This window comes from Rhodococcus sp. 14-2483-1-1, assembly GCF_002259335.1.
Classification (GTDB): Bacteria; Actinomycetota; Actinomycetes; order Mycobacteriales; family Mycobacteriaceae; genus Rhodococcoides.
This window is the reverse complement of record NZ_NPFX01000006.1, coordinates 17,344-35,748: the sequence shown is the minus strand read 5'-3', so window position 1 is coordinate 35,748 and position 18,405 is coordinate 17,344. Positions and strand designations below refer to the sequence as shown.

Here is an 18,405-nt window from a genome sequence, read left to right as displayed (position 1 = left end):
ACTGGCTTACTCGGTTCGCAGGGTGGATTCGGTTGCGTCGACGACCTGATCGATGGGAATGCCCAGGCTCGCGGTGCCGCCGTACTGCGCCAACGCCAGGTTCGCCTCGTTGCAATCGGGCGCGCCACCGCTGTTGGATCCGCTGGTGATTCCGAGCGCGAGTGTTCCCGTCACGATGGCACCACCGCTGTCGCCCGCCAGAGTGCACGCGGTACTGGCGAACCCACGAACCGTGCGGGAGGTGCCGTCCTCCATGTAGAGCTGTGTCTCGACGCGGTCGGCGGCAACAACGCCACACGTGAACGACGACGACTGACCGGACTTGCAGACCGGCGCTCCGATCACGGGTGCTGCGGTTCCGGTGATCGTGACGGTGCTGCCGTTGGCTCCGCGGACGGTGGGACGGTCGAGGCCGGACGCAATGCCGCTGTCGTTCAGGGCGATCACCGACCAGTCGAGGCCGTCCTGTGCGCCCAGGCTCGACCGATCGAACGACCCGATCTGGGTGCTACGCGCAATGTCCGCCGGATCGGGAAGGTACACCGGTGCGCCGCCGGCTCCGGTCGCCTTGTTCGGATTGCAGTGTCCGGCAGTCAAATTGACGGCTTCGCCGGACTTGTCGACGGCGTTGAATCCGAACGAACAGATGCTGATGTCGGTGGTCGGAGCATCGGCGATGGGCCCGGTGCTGGTGACATAGGTGTCGCCGCCCATGGGAGTCGGGTCGACCGGCTTGTTTCCGCCAGGGGAGAGGATGACCTTGATGTTGGCCAGCAGCGTCGGCAGGTTGAGCGCGCTACCGATCGGGCTGTTCACCAGGTCGATGACGACCTGGTTGTCGATGAAATCGATGGCCGTTCCGTTGATCTGCTCGGAGATCTCACGGGGGAGGCCGGCGATCCAGCCGTTGAGGTCTGCGAGCGATTTCTCCAGCCCGTCCGCCGACACCGGTGACTGAGCGGTGGCATATCCGTCCTTGGCCACTGCCTGTGCTGCGGCAGGGGAGGTGACGGCGACGACGGCGTTGCCGTCGGGTCCGATCCATGCGCCGGCGAAATCGGCGGGGCGGCTGGCACGGAAGTCCGATGCGTAGGCGGACAGTTCCTGCGCACGAGCGGCTCGATCGAGATACTCCTGCGGAGAGATCTTCAGATCGCGCTGCACGGCCTCGACGAGTTCTGCGGGAAGCCGATCGGCGGGAGATTGGACGACGGGCTCGGCGGCCGCTGTTCCGGAGAACGAAGCGAACAGTAGGAAAGCCGTCGAGCACAGCACTGCAGCACGCAGAGCCCCGGTGTTACGCATGAAATCCCTTCATCGGGTGCCTGGTATCAGCGCCCCACCCTAGGGCATCAGTCGCTGAACCAGTGTTTGTGCAGGTCAGGGCTGAGCTGCCGTCGTCGTTGTGGTTGTCGTCGTGGTGGTGGTAGCTGTCGTTGTGGTCGTCGCGGCCGGGGTGGTCGTCACCGGGGTCGTGGTCGGCACCGGGACGGTGGTGGCGACCACGGGCGGGGGCGTGGGGATCGGTGCCGGCGGCGGCGCAGGCAGCGGTGTGGGTTGGGGCGGGGTGTACGGCTCGTACGTCGGTTCGTCGACCTCCTCCGGCACGACGACGGCCGGAGCGGGAGTGACGGTAGTGGTCGACGGCGTGCGGGTCGAGGTGACGACCGGCGAGCCCGCGTCGGTGACGGCCGGGGGCGTCGGGGCCGGCGAACTGCCGAACACGCCGCTGACTGCCGCGATCGCCAGCACGATCACCACGCCCGCCGCAGCACCGGCAATGACGGTGGTGATGGTGCGCGAGCGTTCGCTGCGTTCTTTCTTCGCCTCGGCGGACGCGACAGCCGGGGCAAGAACAGCCGGCACGTCACCGGTGTTCGACGCGTTCTCCTCGGCCGGTTCGACCGGGTGGGACCGGAACTCCGAGGGCTCGAACATCGGTGCCACCGCCGGCAGGGCCTCGGAGAAGGCGAGGGACTTCTCCGGCGGGACAACAGGAATGGCGTCGGTGTCGAGCGAATCGGTGCCGTCGTTGCGGGTGACGATCGGCGCGGCACCGGTGACGAGAGAATTGCCGTCGACATCGTCGACCTCGGCCAGCAGCAAAGCGCCTCGGGGCGCTGCGAGTGGCTCGACAACCAGCCGGCCCGACGTCCGTTCGGCAATCTCCGCCGCCACCGACTCCAGTTCGGCGCTGCCTCCGGTGAGCACCACGGTCCCGGTCTGCGGCACGTCGAGGGTGCGGACCGAAGGCGCGACCAGCTCGGCGAACTCGGCTCGCGTCACGGTCGTGGACTGCGACAGGCCCGGCAGATCGACCGAGATGGTGGCCTGCTCGTCCGTGCTGAGCGCATGTTTGGCTGCCTCGCAGGAGGCAACGACGCCGGTGAGGGCGGCCAGGACTGCCGCGTCGGACAGATCGATGTGCTCGCGATCGGTCACCACATGATCGAACAGTGCGTCGGTGAACACGTCTCCGCTGACGGCGGTGGTGCGAACCGTTCCGCCTCCGGGATACGTCGAGATGTCGGTGCCGGTGGCACCGATGTCGATCACCGTGGCGGCCGTGCCGGGGTTGCGCTGCGCGAAGGTGCTGGCGGCTCTCGCGTCGGGCACCAGTGCGATTGCGGTGAGACCGGCGTGATCGAGCGCATCACGCAGCAGCGCTACGCTCTCGCGCGGCCATCGCGTCGGGTACGTCATGGTCGTGACGGGTGCGTCGGCCGACTCGGTTGCCGAAGACATCATGGTGACGAGGCAATTGGCCGCGTTGGCCATCAGGTCCTCGGCGCGGTACGCGGCGGCGTCGGGTTCGAGGTCTTCCTGCTGACCGACCAGGTCCACGAACCGGGTGAAGGGCGCGGTGTCGGCGGGTTCGCCGAGATGGGCGCGACCGTCCTCGTCGAATCTCAGAGTTGTCGGTACTACGACGACCGTCGGCTCGTCGTCGGCGCGGACGCGGTGGACCGCCACCGACCTGGTGTTGCCGACGGTGATTCCGAGATGCCCCGCACCGCTCATCGAGTTCCCTCTGTCGCTGCGTCACGTGCCTGCTCGGTCACGGGTTGTGGTTCGGTCGAATCCGGTTCGGTCGTCTCGCCGGTGTCGTCGGCCGGTTCCTCGACCGGAACCTCCGGTTCGGGTTCGACCGGATCGATGGTCTCACGCGGTTCTTCGCGGTCTCTGCTCTCGGGCGTTTCGAGCGCCGGGCGGGTGTCGATCTCGGTCGGGTCCGGCTTGCTTCGAGGGTTCTCGGAGGTTTCGGCCGGGCTCGTTTCTTCGGTAGTTTCCAGCGGAAGAGGTGCGACCGGGGCGATCTCGGCGGCCGGCTCCACGACGACGGTCGGGAAATCGATCGGGCCACCGGCTCCGGTCCCGGACGACGTCGTCGGCGGTATCAGCTGGGCGTTGCCGATGGTGGGCACCGTCGTGTCGGTGGAGGTCCCCAGCTGAAGCGCGATCAGGGACGCGCCGACGATCAACGCCGAGGCGAATGCCGCCGCCGCGAACAGCGGGCGACGGTCGGATCGTGTGGGGGACAGCACCGCGATCCGTTCGGTGACGGCGTCGACGGGGAATTCCGAGGCCAGAATCGCAGCACCGCGCGCCGCGGCGACGGCTGTGTCCCGGCCCTCCAGGGTCGCTCGCACCGACGCATTCCACGCAGCGAGCGCCTCAGCCTCGGCCACCAGCGACACGTGCGCGAGGCCGTGCGCATTCATCGCCGAACGCAACGCGAAGACCTGATCGGCCGTCCAGCGGGCCGGGTAGGTGGCGGCCGCGGCGAGGTCGCCCGGTTGCAGATCGATCGACGACGCCACCTCGGTGAGCAGGCACAACAGGGCCATCGACGTCAGCTGCTCGGCCGGAAAGACGGTGCCCCTGCTGCCGGTGACGCCGACGCCGTCGGCGAGAGAGTCGAGGAAGTGTGTGTACGACTCGGAGTTCTGGTCGGGTGCGTCACCGAGCGAGACGGTGCCGTCGGGATGAGTGTTGAGCACGGTCGAGTGCAGCGACGCCAGGTGCAGCGACGGGCCGGGCGCAATGGGATGCGACACCGCGGCGACGGCGCGTTCGTCGTCCAGATGGAGGCCGACGTCCGGCGTGCCGATCCTCACACTGCCGGGCTGCTCGGTCATGGGGGTGCTGCCTGTTCTGATCGGTTACCGATGGTCGGTCGTTATGTCGCTTCGGGCCCTCACACAGTTACACTGCCGGTCGCTGCGCTGGTGGAGCCTCCGTATCCCATGGCGCGCAGCATCGAGATGAGCTCCGAACGAGACTCCGCCCCGAGCCTGCGCCGTATTCGAGCCACATGATGTTCGACGGTCTTCGGGGAGATGTAGAGGCGGCTGCCCACCTCGCGGTACGTGACTCCGAGCACGAGCAACTCGGCGACCTCGGCCTCGCGTTCGCTCAGCGAACCCGTCGGTGTCGGCGTGGTTCCCGAAGTGTCGCGTCGGTGCGAGTTGGGCGGTTGCGATCCGGTTTGACGCAGCGACCTGGCGATGTGCAGCAGTGCGGTTGCGGTCGCGGTATCGCTGACGGTCAGCGCGGCCTCGCTGGCCAATCGGGCTCCGTCCCAGGGCAGTCCGAACGCCGTCAGCGTTCGTGCCGAATTCTCCACATCGGTCGGATCGGGCCTGCCCTGCAACACCCCGAGCCAGGCGCGACCGGCCGCGGCGAGGGCGGCGCTGTAGGGGTGGGTGGGAGCGGCTGCCGCGAGAGCCTTGGCGTGCGGCACCAGCGCGTCGGGAGTCTGCGCCACGATGGCCGCCTGAACCTGATACCAGTGCAGCGCCGACGCCCACACGGGCGGATCTCCGAGCGCGGCGAGCAGATCGGAGGCCTGCCCCACAAGATGTTCGACGCGGTCGACCTGTCCGAGTCGGGTTGCAGCCAAGAGCAATTCGCCCAGAGGTAGCAGTGCGAACAGATCTGCGGAGTATTCGGCGATGACGTTCTGTGCACCGGTCCATGCCGTCATCAGCGATCCTGCGTCACCCGATCGACGAGCCAGGCCCACCCGGATCGCGTGCAGGAAGAGCTGATTACGCATGTGGGACAACGGAATCCGGAGGGTATCGAGCGCAGAGCTCGCCTCGGCTGCATCGCCCCGCAGCATCGACGCCCAAGCCCCCAGGAGGATCAGTCGGGTGTGTGCCTCGGACCCTGGACGCCGTTCCGGTAGCGCCCGCGCCAGGATGGAATCGACGCGAGCGAGGTCGCCGCAGTGCACTGCATGAAGGGCCGCGACGGCCGCGGCGGTGTCGGTGGCACACGAACGATCGGAGACGTTGCCGGTCAACGACATTGCCCGCATCAGTGAGTGTGCGGCAGCGCTCGACTCGGCTGCACTGCGAGAATCGATGGACCCGAGGACGCCGGCCACCAGGAAGGTGCCGGACGCAGTGCTCGACGTCGGCGCAAGGCCGGACACGGCGGTCATCGACCGGTCCGCGCCGCCGCGATCACCGGCTGCGGCAGCGGACAGCGCAGCCCACACCCCATCGGGCCCGAGTCGATCCTCGCCGAGCCAGACGAACAGTTGTGCGCTGCGGGAGAGCATTCCGCGCTGCGCGGCAATCGAGGCCGAGACTCGAACCGCTGTCCGCAGATCCGAGGAGTCGCAGACGGCGGCGCTGTCGAGGATCACATCGGCGTAGCGCCCCGCCTCGTCCAGATCGCCGGCGGCGGCCGCGACCTCGGCCCGCCGAACGGCGAGCACCGCCGGATCGAAACCGGCATCGACGGCGGCATCGTACAGCGCGCCTGCAGTCTCGACCGACGCCGAATCTGCCTGCTGTACAAGAAAATCGGCCAAACCGGCGTGGACGACGCCGCGCTGCGCCAACGCACGCGCGGCGGTGGCGTCGAGCAGGCGGGATCGGGCTGCGACGTCGGTGACGGAATGGAGCAGTACGCGGCAGCGCCGATCGCCGATCAGTTCGGTCAAGGGAACCTCGGCGGCCGTCACCAATGCGCCGGTGGAGTCGAGCAAGCCGGAGCTGCAGGCGAGGTCGACGACAGATTCGACCTCGTTCGAGCGGGCGACGAGCTGCGCGGCCGTCGCGGGCTCAGGAGCGATACCGAATCGAGCCGCGAGCAGCAGTGCCCGAGTGTCGTCGGCGGTGTCGAGCAACATCCGACGATGCTGTGCAGCAACGGCTTCGGAGACCGCTCGCAGGGGAGCTGGGTCGGAGAGTTCTGCGCCGAGCGCGGCAAGAGCGGCGTCGACGGCGGCAAGAATTCCCCCGGTGGACTTCGCGATCGCATTGGCCAGGGCCGCTGAGATGGGCCGTGCAGTGGCGGCTGCTCGTGCGGCGATCGACGTCTTGTCCAGCGGAACCAGAGTCAGTCGACCGGAACCGGCCGACGCGATCAACTTCTCGATTCGAGAGTCGAACTCGCGCGGAGCCGTCGCCACGACCAGCGTGATATCCGAGCGAGTTGCCGCCGCAGCGATCTCGTCCAACCTCTGCTCCGACAGCAGATGCGCGTCGTCGACGAGAACCGTCGAGCCGGACGGTGCATCGGCGATGCTGCCCGGATGCGGATCCACCGACGCCGCGATCGCGTCGAGAACAGCGGAGCGACCGGAGCCGTTCACTCCGACGACAACATGAAAACCAGTGGTGTCGAGGGCATCACGAACGAAACGATCGGCGCGTTCGACGCCGACGAGGGATGGTCGGATGCTGATCACGGTCGACTCAGCGGCCGGTCAGGCCGCCGACGACTCCGCCGAGCCCGTCGCCGACGCCACCGACCGCACCGCCGAGCCCGTCACCGACTCCGCCGACCACGCCGCCGAGCCCCTGACCCACGCCTTGACCGACATCGCCGAGAGTGGGGCCTTGGTAGCTGGGAACCTGCACGCTCGGGACCTGCACAGCAGGTGGTTGGTAGCTGGGAACCGTCGGGGCCGCGACCGACGGGATGGTCGGCACGGTTGCTGCGCCGTTGTCGGCAGGGGCCGCGGCGGGGGCAGGGGATCCCGCAACCGGTGCGCCGGTGGCCGGATCGATCTGCGTCACCGTGCCGTCGGCGTTGACGACCGTGGTGGGGGTGCCCTCGGATCCGACTGCAGCGGCGTCGTTCTCGCCGGGAGCGGCCGTCGTGGGCTGGGCGTCCGCAACTGCGGAGGTGGTTCCCGGTGTTTGGGTGCTCGAGATCTCGGCGTTGGACTCGGCCGGAGCGGTGTTGTCGGAGGTCAACGCTGTACCCACCGACAAGCCTCCGCCGGCGAGAAGCGCGAGGACGACCACGGATCCGGCGACCAGGCCGGCCTTCTTACGGCCCGACATGCCTGCGTCGGATTCGACGGCAGTAGGCGTCGGTGCCGGTCTGGGGGTTGGGCGCGGCATCGGCGCGGCCGAAACTGTGGGTGCGGCAGAGGCCACGGAGGCCGTGGGGACCGCAGCCAGGGACGCTGCGTCTGCTGCGGCGGTGGCGTCGGCGATGTCGCTTCCGAGTATCGCGGCTCCGATCGCGACGGTCAGTTCCGGACGAGGTCCGGCGACGACGGGGGCGCGCAGTTCGGACGAGATGAGTTCGGCAACGAGGGGGATGGCCGAGCTGCCGCCGACGAGCACCACCTGGTCGATGTCGGTGACCTCGAGTCCTGCGGCGGCCACGGCGTCCCGAACGACCCCCACGGATGCCAGCAGCGATGCGCGTACCAGCTCTTCGATCTCGGAGCGCACCAGGCGAACCTCGGTGTGCAGACTGGGCAGGTCGACAGTGAGCGAGGTGGACGTGTCGTAGGAGAGTTGTTCCTTGGCCTGGCCACACCGGGCTCGCAGTTCGACCAGCGCACCCACGGTGTCGGGGTCGAACGGATCGAACTCGAACGACTGACTTCCCGAGACGGTATCGAGGACGTACTGCATGATCGCGTGATCGAACTGCGCACCGCCGAATTCCTGCGAATGGACACCGCTGCCGACGACTCCCGCGTCGGTGCCGGTCCGAATCAGGGTCACGTCGAGGGCGCTGGCACCCAGGTCGTAGATCACGGCGAGGCCGTCGGACTGTGTTCCGCGAGTCACCTCGAGCCAGCGCATCGTGGCAACGGACTCGGGTACCAGCGTGACATCGGCCAGTCCTGCGCGGTCCAGCGCCTCACCGAGGGCCTCCGCTGTGTACGCCGTCCAGCGGGTGGGGTGGGTGACGACGACCGTGGGGGCGGAATCGGCTCCGGCGGACACCTCGGCCACGAGTGCGCGAGCGGCTGTGGCGTACAGATCCTCGGCGCGGTGACTGCGGCCGTCGTCGTCGATGAGTTCCACCGGGTCGCCCACTCGGTCGGCGAATCCGCTGATCAGATGGCGGGCCGATCGGTCCCACAGCTCGGCGAGGCTCGGGGCCGCACCGGGGCGAAGATCGAGTGCCGAACGCTTGACCACCGAGGTCACGGGGTCGGTGTCGAGTGCAGCAGCCGCTGTCACCGAACCGATACGTATGCCGAGCCCTGCGTTCATAGTGGTGTCGCCGCCTTCATCTCGCCCCAGCCGTCAGTGGTACTGCCGTCACTCGCACTGTCGGACTGCGTTCGTTGTTCGTTACGTCTCACAGCAGGTTAGAGCGCGAAACGAGTGAAATCCCCTAAAGCGCCCAGATCCCCTAACGAAAGCCCCCTGGCGACCCCCGGGGTAGTAGGGGGATCGGCCCCGTTGGGCGGGGGCTCTTCGATGCATAGCTTTGTGATCAACCACGAAGTACCACTCGTCAAGGAGACCCAGATGGCTACCAACGCCGTACTCGATTTCATTCTCAGCCTGCTGCGCGACGACCAGGCTGCAGCGGCCTACTGCGCCAACCCCGAGACGACGCTGGCCGCTGCCGGCCTCGGCGACGTGACCCACGCAGACATCGTCGCCGTGGCACCCCTGGTCGCCGAGTCGGGCTTGTTCGCCGGAGCGGGCAGCCAGCTGTCGGCCATCCTGGGTGCAGGCGGATCGGCCGGCCTCGAGGGCGCACTCGCCGGAGGCGCGAGCCTCGGCGGCGGCTTGTCGGCCGGACTCGGACTGGCTGCAGGCGCAGTCGCCGGCGGCGGACTCGCTGCAGGCGGCAGCCTGACCGGCGGAATCGACGTGACGGGTGAGATCGCCGCATCCCTGCAGGCAGCCCTCGCCGCCGCGCTGGCGGTCGGTGGCCAGATCGGCGTGGAGCTCGGTGCTGCATTCGGTGGTGCCCTCGACGCCTTGATCGGCGCAGGCGCAGGTATCGGTGGCGGAATCGGCGGCGGTGTCGGTGGAGGTCTGGATCTGGACCTCGACGGTCTGCTCGGCGGAACCGTCGGTCTCGGCGCTGCGTTGACCGGTCTTCTCGGAGCGGGCGCGGGCATCGGGGGAGCGATCGGCGGCGACATCACCGCACAACTGCAGGCCGCCCTCGACGCCGCCCTCGGCGCGACCGGTGCCGTCGACCTCGGCGCACTGGCCGACATCCAGGGTGGACTGAGCGGCGCGCTCGGCGCGATCTTCGGAGTCGGCGGAACCGTCGGAGCCGAGCTCGGCACGGCGCTCGGTGGAGTCTTCGACGCCGTCCTCGGTGCAGGAGCCGGCCTCGACATCGCAGGTGATCTGGGTGCCGCTCTGACCGCGGGCATCGGCGGCGCACTTGCAGGCCTCGGCACCGTCGGTGCAGATCTGACGACCGATGTCGGTGCAGCACTGGACGGAGCACTCGGTGCCGGTGGCGCCTTGGTCGGCGACATCGCCGGTGGCGTCGGCGCCAGCCTCGGTGGGCTGTTCGCAGCCGACGGTGCCATCGCGGGATCCATCGGAACCGCACTCGGAGCCGTCCTCGACGCCGGTGCGCTTGCAGACCTCGATGTCGACGCCCTGCTGGCTGCGGGCGGCAGCGTCGGCGCGGTCGTCGGCGGTGCACTCGGAACGGCACTGGACCTCGACACCAGCGCGATCGGCGGCCTGACCGCTGCCCTCGACACCGCAGTGGAGGGAGTCCTCGGCGCAGGTGCCGGAATCGGCGGCGACATCGCCGGCGGGCTCGCAGGCGGCCTGGCCGGTGGAGTTGCCGGTGCCGGTGGAGTCACCGGAAACCTCGAGGGCATCCTCGGAGCCGCATTCGGCGTCGGCGGTACCGCCGGAGCTCAGCTCGGCACCGCACTCGACACAGTGCTCGACACCGGCGCAGCCCTCGACCTCGGAGCCGTACTCGGTGCCGGAGCCGACCTGAGCGCAGGACTGTCCGGAGCGATCGATACAGCAGTAGCCGCCGGGGCCGATCTCACGGGGACCGTCGACGCAGCACTCGCCGGTGTGGGCGGAGTCGGCGCAGATCTGTCGGGCGGTCTGGCCGGAGTGGGCGGCGTGGGTGCCGGCCTGACCGGCGGACTCGCCGGACTCGGCGGGGTGGGCGCGGGCCTGACCGGCGGACTGGCCGGACTCGGCCAGGTCGGCGCAGATGTGACCGGCGGCCTCGGAGCCGTCGGAAACGTGGGTGCGGATGTCACCGGTGGCCTCGCAGCCGTCGGGAATGCCGGTGCGGGCCTGACCGGCGGACTTGCCGGCCTGGGCGACGCGGGAGCCGGCTTGTCGGGTGGCCTCGCCGGCCTCGGCAGCCTCGGTGGCGGTCTGGCAGGCGGGGTTGCCGGCGGAGTTTCCGGCAGCGTCGACGCTGCGGCTCAGGCCGGAGCCGGACTCGAAGGAGCTGTGACCGGTGGCATCAGCACCGGAATCGACGCGGCAGCATCCGCAGGCGCAGGCCTCGAAGGAGCTGCGAATACGGCAGGATCCGTTGCCGGCGGCCTCGAAGGTGCGGCAGGCGGAGTGGTCGACGCGGGAACCTCGGTGGGCGGCGAGATCGCGTCGAACGTCGGTGGCGGACTCGACGCCGGTGCTTCGCTCGGAGGAGGCATCGCCTCCACCGTGGGTGCAGGAGTGGGTACGGGTTTGGATGCTGGTGCCGACGCTGCGGCGTCCGTGGGCGGCGGGTTTGATTCCGCTGCCGACATCGGTGGCCAGGCGGCGGGCAGCGTCACCGGTGGTCTGGAATCCGGCGCGGAGGGACTGGCGAATGCAGGCGGCAGCCTTTCCTCGGCCGCGAACGGTGCAGCGTCGGGATCGTTCGAGCACTCCAGCTCCTTCGACGGCGGCGCAACCGCGTCCGGCACGGGCTGGTCGAGTGTCGACTCCAACGTCTTCGGACAGGCCGAGAGCGATTCGAGTCTGTTCAGCGACGGCAGCCTGCACGGCTCGGTGGACTCGGCAGCCGATTCTCTCGGCCACGCTGTGACGGTCGATCACGACATCGATCCGCTGCACCCCTGATTCGGTCAGCGACACCAGTGCACGGCCCCGAGTGTGTTCGTCACACTCGGGGCCGTGTCGTCGCTAGAGTTCTGTTGGGGACGTCGACGAGAACGGGTTGTGAAGCGAGAGTATGGACGGGCACACAACGGAGCTGGCCGAGCTGTTGAATCGCACCGCGGCGGTGGCGACATCGGCGGGAAGATCCGACCTGGTGGATCGAGTCGAGGCGGCACGGTCGAGAGTCCTGGATCCACGCCGACGCATCATCGTGGTCGGACCGCTCAAGCAGGGCAAGAGTCAGTTCGTGAATTCGCTGCTCAATCTGACGGTGTGCTCGGTCGGCGACGACGAGACCACGGCCATCCCGACGGTGGTGTCCAACGCCGAGAGTTTCTCCGCGCAGCTCGTTCTCGCAGATCCGGGTAGTGAGCCCATCCGCGTCGACGTGCCGGCCGAAGAAGTCACGACCGTCACCCCGGCGAGTCCCCGAGCTCAGGGTCGTGAAGTGTTGCGGCTGGACATCGGAGTGCCGAGTCCATTGCTCGCCGACGGTCTGGTGCTGGTCGATACACCGGGTGTCGGTGGGCAGGGAAATCCGCACGCTGCAGGAACATTGGGACTCATTCCGTCCGCAGACGCAGTACTCGTCGTGTCCGACGCCTCCCGCGAATTCACCGAGCCCGAACTGTCCTTCCTCCGGCAGGTGCAAGGGCTCTGCCCGGCCGTAGCCGTGCTGATCACCAAGATCGATCTGTACCCGCACTGGCGGCAGATCGTCGAGGCCAATCGCGGGCACCTCGATCGCGGCGGCCTCGAAGTACAGATGCTCCCGGTGTCGTCTCTGTTGCGCTCTCACGCACTGCGTTTGAACGACGAGGAGCTCAACGCCGAGTCCGGTTTTCAGCAGCTCTACGCGTTTCTGCGCGACGACGTGGTGGCCCGCGCGGATGTATTGGCTCGCGCGTCGGTCTCACTCGACGTTCGTTCGGTCACCGAGCACCTGTCGCTTTCGTTCGGTAGTGAGCTTGCGGCGCTGAAGGATCCGGAGCGGGCGGCCGCGGCCGTCGCCGGTCTGCAGCGCGCCAAATCCGCTGCCGAAGAACTGCACAAGCGCTCGTCGCAATGGCAGCAGACGCTCGGTGACGGCATTGCCGATCTGGCGTCCGATATCGATCACGATCTACGCGACCGGTTGCGCCGCGTCACCCGGGAGGCGGAGGAAACCGTCGACGAGGGGGATCCGGGCAAGGATTGGCCGCAACTGGGCGAATGGCTCGAGGAGCAGATTGCCGCGTCGGTGGGCGACAACTTCGTGTGGGCACACGAGCGGGCATTGTGGCTCTCGGAGTTGGTGGCCGAGCACTTCGCGTCCTCCGGGGCGGCGGCGCTGCCGGATCTCGACCTCGGTGATTTGGACAACGTTCTCGAACCCGTCTCGTCGTTGGCCGAGCTGGAATCCGGTCGTGTCGGTATCACGCAGAAGGTTCTCGTAGGGATGCGCGGCTCCTACGGCGGTGTCCTCATGTTCGGCCTGATCACCACATTCGTCGGGTTGAGTCTGCTCAACCCGATCTCGATCGGCGCGGGTGTTCTGCTGGGCACGAAGGCCTACAAGGAGGACAAGGAAAACCGCGTCAAGGCACGTCGTTCCGAGGCCAAGATGGCGATCCGCCGCTTCACCGACGACGTCAGCTTTCAGGTCGGCAAGGAGTCGAAGGACCGGCTGCGGCAGATCCAGCGGGTGCTGCGCGATCACTTCACCTCGATCGCCGAACAGACTCTGCGGTCGCTGAACGAGTCCCTGCGCTCGGCGCAGGAAGCTGCCGCGGCCGACAACACGGACCGCGCCGCCCGCATTGCTCAGCTGGAGCAGGACCTGCGAGTGGCAGCCGATTTGAACTCTCGGGCAATCGCTCTCGTCAAGGACACCGCGGTATGAGCGTGACGGCTCTGAACCGGGCACGTGATCTGATCTCGGCTGCTCGATCGACGTACGCGGGGGACGCCGAAGCCTCGTGGATGCTCGACGAATGTCTGTACCGCCTGGACGAGCCGCTGCGGGTGGCCCTGGCGGGATCGCTCAAGGCCGGCAAATCCACACTGCTGAATTCGCTTGTGGGGCAGGATATTGCTCCGACCGACGCCACCGAATGCACCAAGGTCGTCACGTGGTATCGCAACGGCGTCACCCCCGCCGTCACCGCCTGGTACGACGGTGACCGGGCCGCGAACGTTCCGGTGCAGCGACGGGATGGCCGATTGACCTTCGACCTGGGGTCGTTGACGGCCGCGCAGGTAGATCGCCTCGACGTCGAGTGGCCGGCCAGCACGTTGGCGCAGACGACGATCATCGACACCCCCGGTACGTCGTCGCTCTCGCGCGATGTCTCGGCACGCACGCTCGCGATGCTCACTCCCGAGAACTCGTCGTCCGGTGCCGACGCCGTCGTGTACCTGCTGCGCACGCTCAACGCGTCGGACGTGTCGTTTCTCGGGCAGATCGGCGCGCACGTGGGCGGTGATTCGGGGCCACTCGGCGTGATCGGGGTGGTCTCGCGGGCCGACGAGGTCGGCTCGGGCCGGATGGACGCGATGATGTCGGCCAAGGAGGTCGCCGCGAGGTTCGCGTCCGAGCTCGAGGCCACCGGTTTGTGTCAGGCGGTGGTCCCGGTTGCGGGTTTGCTCGCGCTCGGTGCGGAAACGTTGCGGCAGAACGAATTCGCTGCGTTCGAGATGCTGGCGACGGTACCGACAGAGGATCTGCAGTTGGCGATGCTCTCGGCCGATCGCTTCGTGCGACCCGAGAGCACGTTGCCCGTCGATGCTGCGCTGCGGGCCAGCATCGTGGACCGCTTCGGATTGTTCGGTATTCGGATGGCGGTCACTCTGATTCGGCTGGGGGTGCGCGATTCGCCGACGCTTGCAGCCGATCTGGTCGAACGCAGCGGCTTGAGCGAACTGCGCTCGGTGATCGACGTGCAGTTCGGTCAGCGGGCCGACCAACTGAAATTGCATTCGGCTCTCGTTGCGCTGCAACGAATTCTGGAGTTCCGGCCGGAATCACATGCCCTGCGTACCGAAGCCGGGCGGATGCTGGCGGACGTGCACGGCTTTGCCGAACTGCGTCTGCTCGGCCGATTGCGTTCCACCACACCGAAACTCCCGGAGGGTGCCCTGCTGGACCTGCAGCGCGTCATCGGCGGGTTCGGCATTTCCGCCACCGAACGCCTGAATCTGCCGGCCGATGCCGGTCGCGCCCAACAACGTGAGACCGCGCTGGCGGCAGTGCACAAGTGGCGGGGGTTGTCCGAGCACCCGTTGCTGGATCAGTTCACCTCTGGCTCGTGCGCCCTCGCCGCGCGCAGCGCCGAGGGAATACTCGCCTCACTGGCCTGAGTACCGCCGGGGGAGTAGAGCGACAACGGTGGCAGCGGCGGCTGCTGCTGCTGCGACGAACGGTCCCCACTGCAGAACACCGCCGAGCAGTACGGGAGCGTCGGAGACGAAGGTCGAGAACGTGACGGCCGCACCGATGGTCAAGATCCCGACTGCGCCCATCAGGACCTTGGACGACGTCGCCGCGCCGCGCAGCAAATTCAGCGCGACGAATCCGAGCATTACGAGTACCGCCGATGCGGCCCCACTGGACAACAGCGTGGCCGAGGCGGTGTTGCGGACGTCGGCTGCACTGGCCGTCGAATCCTGCTGCGACACCGCAGTTTCGACGCCGAAAAGCACGGGTTCCCAATTCAGTGCGATCACCGCGGCCAATGCGAGCATCAGCGCCGCTGTCAGAGCCCACAGAGCACCCGCGACCTTCGGTAGAACCGAGTGAGTGGGCTCCTCCCGCGGCCGAAGAGGCTCGACGAAAACATCCGGCCGCGGCGGTTGCGGACGCGCAGGCCGAGGCCTGTGCGCTGTCGGATCGTTCGGTTCTTCGGCCACGATCCAGCAGTCTATCGGGCCGAGGTGACGGGCTGCCGCCTCAGCGCAGCACCACGGCCACGCCCTCGTACGGACGCAGTGTCATCGGGAAGCTGTTCAGCTCGTCCACGGTTGCGATCTCGTTGTCGTCGTACACGTCGATGGCGCACGTGCCGGGCACCAGGTGCTTGGACTGAATGGTTGCGCTGATCTCCTCGGACGAGAAGTTGAGCACTGTGGCCTGGATGGTCCCCTGGCTGAGTTCGTGCACCATCACCAGCAGGCCCTTGTGCGAGACCGTAGGAATGTCGATCTGCTGGGCGGTGGCGATACCGAACCGCTTGCGCAGCTCGATGATTCGCGCCAGTTGGCGGGCGAACGACTGCGGGTCGGCCAGCTGCTCGGGGAGCGAGCCGTAGAGGCTGCGTCCGCGCGGAATGCCGGACTCCGAGCGGACGGCCTCGGGGAAATATCCCATCAGATCGTGAGCGCCACGGTTGATCCACCGGGTGTCACCTTCCCGAATGAGATCGTCTACCTCTGCGGCATCGATGGGCAGAATGCCCAGTAGGTCCCAGCCCGAGAGGGCGAACACGCCCGGCTGCAACGCGTTGTACATCGCCAACAGAAGGTGGGCTCGCTTGACCGTCTCGATGTCTGCCTCGTCCATTCGGTCGAGATCTCGGATACCGAGGGACGCGGTGATGACACTTGCTGTGGTGCAAGCGATTCCGTTGGTCGTGAAGGTCCGGTTGTACGGTGCCCAACGTCCGGTGAGGCGATCGGTGAGTTCGCCGCGAATGCGATCACCCAGGTCGCAGCCCTTCACCGTCTCACCGCCGTAGGAGAACTCGTCCTCCGCATGCAGGGTGGCGAAGTGGATGAGCTCGAACGTCATCTCGTCGTGGTTCTGCAGCGCGTGCACCAGAGATGCCGTGTCGACGCCATGATCACGCGCCAAAGTCATCGTGAGCCTGAGGAATTCGGTGTTTCCCATGACCAGCGCATGCTGATAGGCGGGGCGGTTGATGAAGTCGTACGACAGGTCGGCACCGTTGGTACCCATGGCCTTGATGTCGTCGATCGTCAGGTTCAACTCCTGGAAGGTGAATCCGCCCATCTTGCGCACCACGCTGGCGATCAGGTGGTTCGCGGCCTCGGAGAGCGGATGGCCCTCGGACCAGCCCGGGCCTTCTGCTCGACGCTCGACGCCGAGAAAACCGTTGGCATCCAATCGCAGTGCTCCTGCGCCGAGGTCGGCGATGGAGTGACACGCGTCGCCGATCACCAGTCGCATGCCGGCGAAAGAGGGGTCGAGCCAGTTGATCGACGGCTGACCTGCCTTGAAGTAGTGCAGGTACACCCAGCGGCGTTCGACGCCATCGATACCGACAACGGGAGGTGTTGCGCTCCAGTTGGTTTCCTTCACTCCGAGCTCGTAGAAGATCACTCGCTGCAGCTGGCCGATGATGTAGCCGGCACGAGCGAGATTTGCCTCGGCCTCGGCGTCTATGTTCTGCGAGTCGGCTCCGGCGCGCACTCGGGGCAGCAGGTGCCAGTCCTGCGGTTCGATCTCCACCATGTGGTAGATGCCGGGGTAATCGGCCACGGCCATCTCGGCGAGTCGGAAGTCCGCACCCTTGCCGGTGTGACCGGGCACGATGTCGTCGATGACGATGCCGTCGTATGCCGAGGCCACCACGCACAGGCGTCGGAACTCTTCTTCCGATCCGAACGCGGGGTCGATCTGCATGCCGATGCGGTCGAAGTGGCCGTCGACCGAGGGGGTCGGCCGCCAGCCGTGGATGCCGCCTGCCACCTTGACGGGGCCGGTATGCACTGCGGTGACACCGATTTCGGAGAACGCCTGCCAGAGCTTCTCGTCGCCGAGGGTGCTCAGAAAGCTTGTCTGCGGAGCGTTGATCACCGAGATGGGGTAAGCGGTGAACCACACCGGTGCGCGCTCGACGGCGGCGCGAGGATCGGGATCGGCATACGGGTTCTGCCACATGCTGCCCTTGCCCGAGAGTTGCTCGGCGATCAGCTTGGCGTCGCGCAGCATCGACTGTTCGGTGAGCCAGTCCACGTACTCCGGGTTCGATGCGACCGGTTCGCTGTCGGGAGTGGGGCCGTTGCTCCGGTTGGCGCGGCGCACCGAGGGGCGAAGTGGTTTCGGCCGAGCCGGGTAGAACTTCTCGTCGTAGGTGATCTCGCTCGGTTCGTGCTGCACTTCGGGATCCATGTGCCTCCGTAGCCTCGCTTTTCTTCAACCCTACGTAGGGCGCGGCCGATCCGCAGGGTTGTGGTTCCCCTGATCGTCGACGGGCGAAACCTTGCCGGTCGACCGGTGAAACCTACGCCGAACTACACCGATGTCATTCGTCGGGGCGTTTTCCTTCGATATGCGAACGTCATCGAATCGAGACCGCCTGGTGTGGAATGTCTGATTCCGATAGGCCATAGTGAGTCAAGTACCAACTGTCCCTCCAGTCACATCAGACTCACGGGTCACATCCCCTCAGCTACAGGAGTTGTCCATGCGACGTCTTGCCCGCACATCGATCCTGGCCTCGACGGCCGCCCTGGCCGCCGGCATCGGTGCGGTCGTCCTCGTGCCCATGGCCTCGGCCGAACCGGAAGAGCCGGTGGGCCCGCTCGGCTCGGTCGTGCTCGAAAGCCCCGACCTGGTGGTCGCGATGTCCGCGGTCTGCGACACCACGGTCAAGGACGCCCCCGAGGGTGGCGTCGTGGCATTGCAGGTCAAGGTCGACAACGTCGGCGCGGACGACGCCTCGAACGTCAACGTCAACTACGGCGCACTGCCGGGCGTCCAGGGTCAGAACACCGAGACGACCATCAAGGCAGGCGAGTCGGCGACGTACACCGTGCCCTCCGTCGATCGTGAATGGGTCGCTCGTCCCGCCGGTGCCGCGGCCTTCGCGAGCGCTCTCGACGCCGACTTCATGAACAACATCACGGCCGGGCTGCTCAGCCACAGCTGCATCCCCGCGCCTGCTGAAGAGCCTGCCGAGTAATTCTCGACCCGACTTTCCTCCCGCTGCGCCGCGACGATCCCCGCTGATCGTCGCGGCGTACTGCTGTGGAGGGGCTTCGCCCAGTGCGCGGAACCTCGTAGCAGGGGTCGAGTTCCCGCTCACCTGGGTCGTTCCGCAGGCTCCACTCCCGTGCACATGCGGCGCAG

11 protein-coding genes are annotated in these 18,405 nt (G+C 67.4%); 4 read left to right on the top strand and 7 right to left on the bottom strand.

Annotation, left to right across the window (positions count from 1 at the left end):
* Positions 1-6: 6 nt before the first annotated feature.
* From CH294_RS05215 to CH294_RS05195, 5 genes are all read right to left on the bottom strand, one after another.
* The gene (locus CH294_RS05215) at positions 7-1,305 is read right to left on the bottom strand and encodes a S1 family peptidase (RefSeq protein ID WP_032405530.1); all 1,299 of its coding nucleotides are present in this window, start codon (positions 1,303-1,305) and stop codon (positions 7-9) included.
* A 75-nt stretch (positions 1,306-1,380) separates the two neighbouring features.
* On the bottom strand, positions 1,381-3,021 hold the full coding sequence (locus tag CH294_RS05210) for an Hsp70 family protein (protein ID WP_094737216.1): 1,641 nt from the start codon (positions 3,019-3,021) through the stop codon (positions 1,381-1,383).
* Entirely contained in the window at positions 3,018-4,139 is a 1,122-nt protein-coding gene (locus CH294_RS05205; RefSeq protein ID WP_094737215.1) for a hypothetical protein, read from the bottom strand. The genes CH294_RS05210 and CH294_RS05205 overlap by 4 nt, the downstream gene beginning before the upstream one ends.
* Before the next feature lie 59 nt (positions 4,140-4,198).
* Entirely contained in the window at positions 4,199-6,706 is a 2,508-nt protein-coding gene (locus CH294_RS05200) for a helix-turn-helix transcriptional regulator (RefSeq protein WP_094737214.1), read from the bottom strand.
* A gap of 7 nt (positions 6,707-6,713) precedes the next feature.
* Positions 6,714-8,483 carry an Hsp70 family protein gene (locus CH294_RS05195; RefSeq protein ID WP_094737213.1) on the bottom strand — a complete coding sequence of 590 codons (1,770 nt, stop codon included), beginning with the start codon at positions 8,481-8,483 and terminating at the stop codon, positions 6,714-6,716.
* A gap of 261 nt (positions 8,484-8,744) precedes the next feature.
* On the opposite strand from CH294_RS05195, the gene CH294_RS05190 reads away from it, so the two are divergent.
* From CH294_RS05190 to CH294_RS05180, 3 genes are all read left to right on the top strand, one after another.
* Positions 8,745-11,297 (top strand): IniB N-terminal domain-containing protein, encoded by a 2,553-nt coding sequence (locus CH294_RS05190; protein ID WP_094737350.1) that lies wholly within the window; start codon positions 8,745-8,747, stop codon positions 11,295-11,297.
* 112 nt (positions 11,298-11,409) lie between these two features.
* Positions 11,410-13,218 carry a dynamin family protein gene (locus CH294_RS05185; RefSeq protein ID WP_094737212.1) on the top strand — a complete coding sequence of 603 codons (1,809 nt, stop codon included), beginning with the start codon at positions 11,410-11,412 and terminating at the stop codon, positions 13,216-13,218.
* Positions 13,215-14,675 carry a dynamin family protein gene (locus CH294_RS05180; RefSeq protein WP_170944593.1) on the top strand — a complete coding sequence of 487 codons (1,461 nt, stop codon included), beginning with the start codon at positions 13,215-13,217 and terminating at the stop codon, positions 14,673-14,675. The genes CH294_RS05185 and CH294_RS05180 overlap by 4 nt, the downstream gene beginning before the upstream one ends.
* Here the strand turns inward: CH294_RS05180 and CH294_RS05175 are convergent.
* A complete protein-coding gene (locus CH294_RS05175) occupies positions 14,664-15,224 on the bottom strand; it encodes a hypothetical protein (RefSeq protein WP_094737211.1) in 561 nt (186 codons plus the stop codon). The genes CH294_RS05180 and CH294_RS05175 overlap by 12 nt on opposite strands.
* 40 nt (positions 15,225-15,264) lie before the next feature.
* A complete protein-coding gene (treS, locus tag CH294_RS05170) occupies positions 15,265-17,445 on the bottom strand; it encodes a maltose alpha-D-glucosyltransferase (protein ID WP_032405537.1) in 2,181 nt (726 codons plus the stop codon).
* Between the two features lie 295 nt (positions 17,446-17,740).
* Between treS and CH294_RS05165 the strand changes: the two genes are divergently transcribed.
* Entirely contained in the window at positions 17,741-18,238 is a 498-nt protein-coding gene (locus CH294_RS05165) for a Pro-kumamolisin, activation domain family protein (protein ID WP_032376211.1), read from the top strand.
* Positions 18,239-18,405 lie beyond the last annotated feature (167 nt).

Coding starts and splice junctions, on each gene's coding strand:
- CH294_RS05215 (WP_032405530.1), bottom strand. CDS start 1,305: ATGCGTAACACCGGGGCTCTGCGTGCTGCAGTGCTGTGCTCGACGGCT.
- CH294_RS05210 (WP_094737216.1), bottom strand. CDS start 3,021: ATGAGCGGTGCGGGGCATCTCGGAATCACCGTCGGCAACACCAGGTCG.
- CH294_RS05205 (WP_094737215.1), bottom strand. CDS start 4,139: ATGACCGAGCAGCCCGGCAGTGTGAGGATCGGCACGCCGGACGTCGGC.
- CH294_RS05195 (WP_094737213.1), bottom strand. CDS start 8,483: ATGAACGCAGGGCTCGGCATACGTATCGGTTCGGTGACAGCGGCTGCT.
- CH294_RS05190 (WP_094737350.1), top strand. CDS start 8,745: ATGGCTACCAACGCCGTACTCGATTTCATTCTCAGCCTGCTGCGCGAC.
- CH294_RS05185 (WP_094737212.1), top strand. CDS start 11,410: ATGGACGGGCACACAACGGAGCTGGCCGAGCTGTTGAATCGCACCGCG.
- CH294_RS05180 (WP_170944593.1), top strand. CDS start 13,215: ATGAGCGTGACGGCTCTGAACCGGGCACGTGATCTGATCTCGGCTGCT.
- treS (WP_032405537.1), bottom strand. CDS start 17,445: ATGGATCCCGAAGTGCAGCACGAACCGAGCGAGATCACCTACGACGAG.
- CH294_RS05165 (WP_032376211.1), top strand. CDS start 17,741: ATGCGACGTCTTGCCCGCACATCGATCCTGGCCTCGACGGCCGCCCTG.